Source organism: Streptomyces sp. CA189, from assembly GCF_056428985.1.
In genome coordinates this window covers 26,204-33,565 of sequence record NZ_JBWJVM010000087.1, presented here as the reverse complement: position 1 = coordinate 33,565, position 7,362 = coordinate 26,204, and the positions used below count along the sequence as shown (strand labels likewise).

Below are 7,362 nucleotides of genomic sequence, written 5' to 3'. Positions count from 1 at the left end.
CGTGAAGCGAAGCCTCAAGCAGATCCAGTACCGACCACACCTCGTCGACGGATGCCTCGCAGGAACCGGTCTGATCATGGACGACTGACCACGATCAACCCGACATCACCCAATCAAGTTCAGCAGCTACCGCGTCGGGGAGTTCATCGAAGAGTCGTGCTCACTGAATCTTGGCGGAATCCGGAGCTGACCCGCCACTCATGTGGACGGCGGCATCAGGGACGTGCCTTGGTGCCGCCAACCAGCCCGTTGCCCGTGGTGCCTCATTAGGACCTACGTCGGGCCTCCACCAGCAAGGTGCCGACGAGTTCAAACAGGGGCGGGTCGGGTGGTCGGGCTCCGAAGCCTGTCAGCCTCGGCCTTTGCAGGGAACGGACGCGGAGCGGGGCAGAGCCTCCTGCATCCACTGCCAGGCAGGAGTCGCGTCCTCCCCCGTGTACTGCTGCACGGGCTCGTCCGGGAACCGGGAGATGCTGACCAGCACGCGCGCGCCGACGGCTGGGACAGCGCTGTCGCCCGCACCCAAGGTGTAACTCAGCGTCCGGTCACCGTTTTGAGGCTTCAGGTACCGCTCCACATTCAGCACGACGCGTAGCTGACTGTCCCCGGACGGTTCGACGTCCCTTACGGTGCCTTCGGCGATCACCCGGGCACAGGACACGATGCCGGTCGGCGTGAGCTTCGCGGCGTGATCCCCTCCCGCGGCGATCCTCGCGAGACCCAACCCGCCGAGCACAGCCGCCACTGCTGTCACCGCCACCAGGACCAGCGTCAGCTTCCTCCGGGGGCGACGCCTTCCAGGCCGGACAGCTACCTCACCCATGCTCAACCCCGATTTCGCCGACAGCGCCGCGCCATCGGCGATCAGAGCCAACTGCGTCCGCAACAGGCTCACATCCGCGAGTGCCGCCTCGTAGCGTTCGGCCGCATCGGGGTCCTGCCCCGACGCGGCCGGCGCTGGCCCACCCTCGATGGCCAGCATCAGCGGATCATCGTCGGGCACGACCACTTCGTCCATTCCCCACGTCTCGTCCCTGTTCACCGTCAGATCCCCTCACTCTGTTGGAGCCGCTGACGCAGATTGCTCACAGCCGTGTGCAGGCGGCTCTTGACCGTGCCCTCCGGGATGCCGAGATGAGTGGCGATCTGTCCCACCGAAAGATCCGCGTAGAAACGCAACGCCAGTAGCTGACGCTGTATCGAAGGCAGGCTTTCCAACCCCTCAGCCACCGCCGAAGCCAGCGTGTTCGGCTCCTCGCCGCCTTGCTGTTCCACGGACCTCTGTGCGATGAGGCGCTCGTTCAACTGCCCCTGCCTCCGGCGGGACCGGTGCCAGTCCACCGCCACGTGGGATGCGACGACCGCCGTCCACGCCCCCACGTCCCGGGGCACCTCACGGCCGCCGGCCTCACGCTCCAGCAGCCGGAGGCGCACCTGCTGGACACCGTCGTCCAGGTCTGCGGATGGAACACCTCCAAGCGTCAGGATCGCGCGAACTCTTCCCACTAACCCCGCATCGAGCGGGTCTTGCTCCTTGAACCGGGCTCTCCACCGTGTCAATGCCTTGCCTCCCCCTTCTGCTGCTCCTATGACGGAGAACCATTGGCAAACGTTCAGGCTTCACCCACCCTCTTTTCTTCAGAGGCGGCCCTGCTGCCCAGAGCCGCGCCTAGAGCGGCCTGGCCCAGCCGAGGGAGCTGGACGTCCCGCGACGCTCGTGAAGCCCTTGAGTGAATCGCTCTTCGGGCCAGAAGTCGAAGGGTTCGTCGATCTCGTGCACCCCGAGCGCGACGCGGTAGCCGGTGAGGATCGCCTCCGTCGCTGGCCAGCTGTGCACGTGCTCGGTGTCAGCCGGCACGACTCGATGTCATCTATCTCGAAAAGTCGCAAGCGCGCAGGAGTCCGCCAGGTCGCACGGTGACAGTTGTCCTGCTCAGGTGACAACTAGCGTGCTCAGGCACAGTGAGGTGGCCGCCGGCCGAGTGGGAGTTATTGCAAGCAGGTGCTTGCAATAGTTAGCAAGGTGCGGCAGGATCGGGGCATGGCATCGCTCAACGTCGGGAATCTCGGCGAGTACCTGCGCGAGCAGCGGCGGCAGGCGCAGCTTTCGCTGCGGCAGCTGGCCGATGCGGCGGGGGTGTCGAACCCGTACCTCAGTCAGATCGAACGCGGGCTGCGCAAGCCGAGCGCGGACATCCTGCAGCAGCTCGCCAAGGCGCTGCGGATCTCCGCCGAGACGCTGTACGTGCAGGCCGGAATCCTGGACGAGCGGGACCGGGACGACGTGGAGACGAGGGCCGTGATCCTCGCCGATCCGTCGATCAGCGAGCAGCAGAAGCAGGTGCTGCTCCAGATCTACGAGTCCTTCCGCAAGGAGAACGCCGCCGAGGCCGAGGCCGGGGCGGCTGCCGGGGCGGGAGCGCGGGGCGCTGCCGACGGCGGCAGCGGCGATGCCGAGACGCGCCATACGAACTGAGTACGCAGAGCACGAACTGAGACCGTGATCCGGGAGGACCACCACATGGCCATCGCCGATGACCTGAAGAAGACCCTCACCGACCCGACGCCCCTCTACTTCGCCGCCGGCACCGCCGACCTCGCCGTGCAGCAGGCCAAGAAGGTGCCCGGGCTGATTGAGCAGCTGCGCGCCGAGGCCCCCGCGCGCATCGAGGCCGTGAAGAACACCGACCCGAAGGCCGTGCAGGAGAAGGCCAAGGGGAAGGCCAAGGAGGCGCAGGAGGCGGTCACCGCCACGGTCGCCGAGATGCTCGGCGCGATCGACGCGAAGAAGCTCGGGGAGACCGCCCAGGACCTGGCGCTGCGCGGGGTCGGCGTGGCCGCCGAGTACGCGGTCAAGGCCAAGGAGGCCTACGACAAGGTCGCCGAGCACGGTGAGCAGACCGTACGGGCATGGCGCGGGGAGGTCTCCGAGGAGATCGTCGACATCGCCGTCGTCGTGGAGCCCGAGCCGGAGGCGCAGACCGCGCCGGAGCGGGAGTCGGCCCCGGTGGCCGAGGCCGCCGCCGAGGAGGAGCCCGCCGCCCGGAAGACCACCGCGCGCAAGAGCACGGCCAAGAAGGCCGCTGCCCCGTCGGGCGACGAGAGCTGAGCTGCGTGCAGTGCGGCGGGCCGGGCACCTGTGAGGTGTCCGGCCCGTTGTAGTTCGTGAAGGGGTTCGGGCCGGTAGCGTGGAGTGGACGGCAGCAGGCCCGTGAGTACCAGAAGGTGGTCGACGCGATGCAGTTGATGAACGGTTTTGACAACGGCGTGATCCCGTTGATCGGGCTCGCCATGCTGGTGCTCGCCGTCGTGGCCTTCGTCCTCGCCCTGGTGGCGCGGGAGGATGCCTACCGGGCCGCCGACAAGAAGACCAAGACCTTCTGGCTGGTCCTCCTCGGCATCACCGTCGTCGTGGACTTCTTCCTGCCGCAGATGCTGTTCCTGACGGTCGCCGGACTGATCGCCACCATCGTGTTCTTCGTCGACGTGCGCCCCGCCCTCAAGCAGGTGTCCGGCGGCGGCCATGGCGGTCGACGCGGCGGCGGCAGCAGCAGCGACGGGCCGTACGGGCCCTACAACGGCGGACGGTAGGCGATAGACCGGTAGGCGATAGGCCGGTAGTCCGGTAGGCGATGGGCCGGTAGGCAGTGGGGCGGTAGGCGCGGCCTGGTCCGCCCGGACGCGCGCGGCCCATCAGCCTTCGGCGCGGGAGAGGAGGACGACGGCGACGTCGTCCGTCAGCTCCCCGCCGTTGAGGCGGCGGGCTTCGGTCACGGAGGCTTCGAGCAGGCCTTCGCCGGTCAGCCCGTCGGCCAGGTGCCGGTTGATCATCTCGACCATGCCGTCCTGCCCCAGCCGCTCCTTGCCCCGCCCGATCTTGCCCTCGATCAGGCCGTCGGTGTAGAGCATCAGGCTCCACGTGCCGCCCAGCTCCACCTGGCGGCGCGGCCAGCGGGCCCGGGGCAGCAGGCCGAGCGCCGGGCCGCTGTTCTCGTACGGGAGCAGCCGCGCGGGGCGGCCCGGCCGGGAGATCAGCGGCGCCGGGTGGCCCGCCAGGCACAGGCCCGCGCGCCGGCCGTCCGGGGCGATGTCCACCGTGCACAGCGTCGCGAAGATCTCCTCGCAGGGGCGCTCGACTTCGAGGACCTCCTGGAGGGTGGCGAGCAGGTCGTCTCCACACAGGCCGGCCAGGGTCAGCGCCCGCCAGGCGATGCGCAGCTCGACGCCGAGGGCGGCCTCGTCGGGGCCGTGCCCGCAGACGTCCCCGATCATCGCGTGGACGGTGCCGTCGGGGGTGCGGACGGTGTCGTAGAAGTCCCCGCCGAGGAGCGCGCGGCTGCGGCCGGGGCGGTAGCGGGCGGCGAAGCGGAGGTCGGAGCCCTCCAGGAGCGGGTGCGGGAGGAGCCCGCGCTCCAGGCGGGCGTTCTCCTGGGCCCGCAGTTTCGATTCTGCAAGCTTGTACTGGGCGATGTCCGCCCGTTTTCTCTCCACCGCGTAGCGGATGGCGCGGCTGAGCAGCCGCCCGTCGAGCTCGTCGCGGAACAGGAAGTCCTGGGCCCCCACGCGTACGGCCTCCGCGGCGCGCTCCGCGTCCTCCTCGGAGGTGAGCACCAGGACGGCGTGCCGCGGGGCGATGCGGAGCACCTGGCGCAGGGCGCCGAACGGATCGGCGGCTTCGCCCGCGCCGCCGGCTCCGCCGTGCGGGAGCGCGAGGTCGAGCAGGACGCAGTTCACGTCGGGGGTGAGCAGCCGGGCCGCCTCCGTGAGGTTGCGGGCGCTGCGCAGCCGGATGCGGTGGCCGTCGGCGTCGAGGATCTCGGGGACGGTGAGGCCGCCGGCGGGGTCGTCCTCGATCACCAGCAGGGTGAGCGATGACGTGCCGCCCGGGCCGCTCTCGGTGCCCGGGATGTCCCTCTGCCGCGGTACGGGTACGGGCATCGTCTCCGGTTCCTTCCCGCCCCCTCGGGGGTTCGCTCGTCCGGCGACCCTAGCGGCGGGACGAGGGAAGCGGAATGGCAGGTCCGGCTCGGGGCTCCGGCATATGCCGTTATCGGGTGGGAAAGTCCGCGTCGGCGAATGACCAACGTCACGGCGGAGGGGTACGGCGTCCCGCCCACCGAGACGCACCGCCGCCGAGGGCCGTACGTCCCCGGGGCGGGCCGTCGCCGACGGCGCTGCCTGTCGGTGAGCGGGTCGTCGCTACGCGTCCGGCCTGACCACGGCCTTGATCGGCATGGACCCCGCGCCCGCCATGGTGACGTTGCGGCCGGGGCGGGGGGCGTGGACCATCGCGCCGTCCCCGACGTACATCCCGACGTGGCTCGCGTCGTCGAAGTAGATGATCAGGTCGCCCGGCCGCATGTCCTTGACCGCGACCTTCGGCAGCCGCAGCTGCTCCTGCGAGGTGCGCGGGATCTTCTTGCCCGCCGCGAGCCAGGCCTGCGAGGTCAGCCCGGAGCAGTCGAACGAACCCGGCCCCTCCGCGCCCCACACGTACGGCTTCCCTATCTGGGCGGCCGCGAACTGCACGGCCCGCTTGCCCGCGTCGGTGGCCGCCGCGCCCGCCGAGCCGGTCATCGCGCCCGTGGACAGCCAGTCGGTCTGCGCCTTGCGCTGCGCTTCCGCCTCGAGCTCCAGCAGCCGGGCCTTCTGCTCGGCCTCCAGCTTGCTTTCGAGGTCCTCCGCCGCCTTGATCTTGTCCTCGACCTGCTTCTTCGCGGCCTCCTGCTTGACCCGGTTCGCCTCCAGGGTCTCCCAGTGCGCGCTCGCGTCCCTCGCGTACTGCTGCAAGTCGCTCTGGGTCCGGTTCAGTTCGGAGAGCAGGTCCGCGCCGGCCTTCTCGCCCTGGCGCAGCCGGTCGGAGCCGTCCAGGAACTGGGCCGGGTCGTTGCTCAGGGCCAACTGCGCGCCGGGCGGCAGCCCGCCCGAGCGGTACTGGGCGCGGGCGGCCGCGCCCGCGCGGCCCTTCAGGGCGGTGATGCGGTCCTGGCCCGCGAGGACCAGGTTGGCGATCTCCACGATCTTGTCGGACTGCGTCTTGGTCTCGCTCTCCGCGAGGTTGAAGGCGTCCGTGGCCGTGCCGGCCTCGCGGTAGAGGCCCTCGATCTCCTTGCGGACCTGCTCCAGGGACTTGCCCTGCTGGGGCTCCGGTGCGGCGAACGCGGTGCCGGCCAGCGCGCCCGGCGCGGACAGCAGCGCCATCGCGCAGAGCAGTGTGAGGGCGATCGAACCCCGTCGTCGTTTCCTCATGGTCCCCCCAGACACAGGATTGACTAATCGTCAGTAACTTGTCATTGCCTTCGGGATGGTGCCACGAGTCGGTGAATTCCAACACCCTTGTGGATATCCACCCGATGAGTCCCTATGGGTCCCGATCGCCCCCGCGGCCCCCCTGGCCACGCCGACCACATCGGCCCCCGTCACCCCGAAGGCCTCAACGCATCCCACCGCACCGTGAGTTCCCCCTGGCGCCACCGCACCGGACCGTCCGCCAGCGGCCAGTCCCCGGACAGCGCCCGCGCCGTCCGGATCCAGCGCTGCCGCGCCCCGTAGGAGGCGTACGGAGCCGCCGCCGCCCACGCCCGGTCGAAGTCGCGCAGGAACGCGTGCACCGGTTCGCCCGGCACGTTCCGGTGGATCAGGGCCTTCGGCAGCCGCTCCGCCAGGTCCGAGGGGCGCTCCAGGGAGCCCAGCCGGGTGGCGAAGGTCACCGTGCGCGCCCCTTCGGGACCCAGCGCGACCCATACGTGCCGCCGCCCGATCTCGTCGCAGGTCCCCTCCACCAGCAGCCCGTCGGGAGCGAGCCGGGCACACAACCGCTCCCACACCGCCTCGACCTGCTCCTCGTCGTACTGGCGCAGCACGTTCGCCGCCCGGATCAGAGCCGGCCGCACCCCGCCCTCCAGCGGCACCTCGAAGCCGCCGTGCCGGAAGCTCAGACCCTCCCGCTCGTACGGCTTCGCGCCCGCCACCCGGGCCGGTTCGATCTCGATGCCCACCACCCGCACCCGCGGAGCCGCCTCCCGCAGCCGGGCCAGCAGCTCCACCGCGGTCCAGGGCGCGGCCCCGTAGCCGAGGTCCACCGCGACCGGGGCGTCCGCGCGCCGCAACGCCGCTCCGTGCGTCGCCGCGATCCAGCGGTCCATGCGGCGCAGGCGGTTCGGGTTCGTCGTCCCGCGGGTCACCGTGCCGACGGGGCGACGAGGGGGAGGGGTGGAGCGGGAGGTCATGTGCAGAGAGTAAGCGGAGCGCTCCCGCGCGATAAAAATCCGGCGCGGCAGCAGGAAAACCGCCCGCCCCGGAATGCGGGACACGGCCGTCCGGGTTGCACTCCTAGAAGAGCGCCGACAGCGCTCTCGGTGT

At 70.5% G+C, this 7,362-nt stretch carries 9 protein-coding genes; 3 read left to right on the top strand and 6 right to left on the bottom strand.

Going from position 1 to position 7,362, the window contains the following annotated elements; translation table 11 throughout:
* Window positions 1-349: 349 nt before the first annotated feature.
* From AC061S_RS38040 to AC061S_RS38030, 3 genes are all read right to left on the bottom strand, one after another.
* Entirely contained in the window at window positions 350-1,042 is a 693-nt protein-coding gene (locus tag AC061S_RS38040; protein WP_478690439.1) for a hypothetical protein, read from the bottom strand.
* 2 nt (window positions 1,043-1,044) lie between these two features.
* Window positions 1,045-1,560, bottom strand: a complete 516-nt coding sequence (locus AC061S_RS38035) for an RNA polymerase sigma factor (RefSeq protein WP_478690438.1) — start codon at window positions 1,558-1,560, stop codon at window positions 1,045-1,047.
* Window positions 1,561-1,669: 109 nt separating this feature from the next.
* On the bottom strand, window positions 1,670-1,858 hold the full coding sequence (locus AC061S_RS38030) for a hypothetical protein (protein ID WP_478690437.1): 189 nt from the start codon (window positions 1,856-1,858) through the stop codon (window positions 1,670-1,672).
* A 183-nt stretch (window positions 1,859-2,041) separates the two neighbouring features.
* Between AC061S_RS38030 and AC061S_RS38025 the strand changes: the two genes are divergently transcribed.
* The 3 genes from AC061S_RS38025 (at window position 2,042) to AC061S_RS38015 (ending at window position 3,591) form a co-directional block, all read left to right on the top strand.
* A complete protein-coding gene (locus tag AC061S_RS38025; protein WP_478690436.1) occupies window positions 2,042-2,476 on the top strand; it encodes a helix-turn-helix domain-containing protein in 435 nt (144 codons plus the stop codon).
* Window positions 2,477-2,521: 45 nt separating this feature from the next.
* Entirely contained in the window at window positions 2,522-3,109 is a 588-nt protein-coding gene (locus tag AC061S_RS38020) for a hypothetical protein (RefSeq protein ID WP_478690435.1), read from the top strand.
* A gap of 128 nt (window positions 3,110-3,237) precedes the next feature.
* On the top strand, window positions 3,238-3,591 hold the full coding sequence (locus tag AC061S_RS38015; protein ID WP_478690434.1) for a DUF2516 family protein: 354 nt from the start codon (window positions 3,238-3,240) through the stop codon (window positions 3,589-3,591).
* A gap of 102 nt (window positions 3,592-3,693) precedes the next feature.
* Here the strand turns inward: AC061S_RS38015 and AC061S_RS38010 are convergent, their stop codons facing one another.
* The 3 genes from AC061S_RS38010 to AC061S_RS38000 all read right to left on the bottom strand — a co-directional run bounded on the left by AC061S_RS38010 (window position 3,694) and on the right by AC061S_RS38000 (window position 7,229).
* On the bottom strand, window positions 3,694-4,938 hold the full coding sequence (locus AC061S_RS38010) for a PP2C family protein-serine/threonine phosphatase (protein ID WP_478690433.1): 1,245 nt from the start codon (window positions 4,936-4,938) through the stop codon (window positions 3,694-3,696).
* 261 nt (window positions 4,939-5,199) lie between these two features.
* Entirely contained in the window at window positions 5,200-6,249 is a 1,050-nt protein-coding gene (locus tag AC061S_RS38005; RefSeq protein ID WP_478690432.1) for a C40 family peptidase, read from the bottom strand.
* Between the two features lie 170 nt (window positions 6,250-6,419).
* Window positions 6,420-7,229, bottom strand: coding sequence for a class I SAM-dependent methyltransferase (locus AC061S_RS38000; RefSeq protein ID WP_478690431.1), 810 nt, complete (start codon window positions 7,227-7,229; stop codon window positions 6,420-6,422).
* Between the last annotated feature and the right edge of the window lie 133 nt (window positions 7,230-7,362).

Coding starts and splice junctions, on each gene's coding strand:
- AC061S_RS38025 (WP_478690436.1), top strand. CDS start 2,042: ATGGCATCGCTCAACGTCGGGAATCTCGGCGAGTACCTGCGCGAGCAG.
- AC061S_RS38020 (WP_478690435.1), top strand. CDS start 2,522: ATGGCCATCGCCGATGACCTGAAGAAGACCCTCACCGACCCGACGCCC.
- AC061S_RS38015 (WP_478690434.1), top strand. CDS start 3,238: ATGCAGTTGATGAACGGTTTTGACAACGGCGTGATCCCGTTGATCGGG.
- AC061S_RS38010 (WP_478690433.1), bottom strand. CDS start 4,938: ATGCCCGTACCCGTACCGCGGCAGAGGGACATCCCGGGCACCGAGAGC.
- AC061S_RS38005 (WP_478690432.1), bottom strand. CDS start 6,249: ATGAGGAAACGACGACGGGGTTCGATCGCCCTCACACTGCTCTGCGCG.
- AC061S_RS38000 (WP_478690431.1), bottom strand. CDS start 7,229: ATGACCTCCCGCTCCACCCCTCCCCCTCGTCGCCCCGTCGGCACGGTG.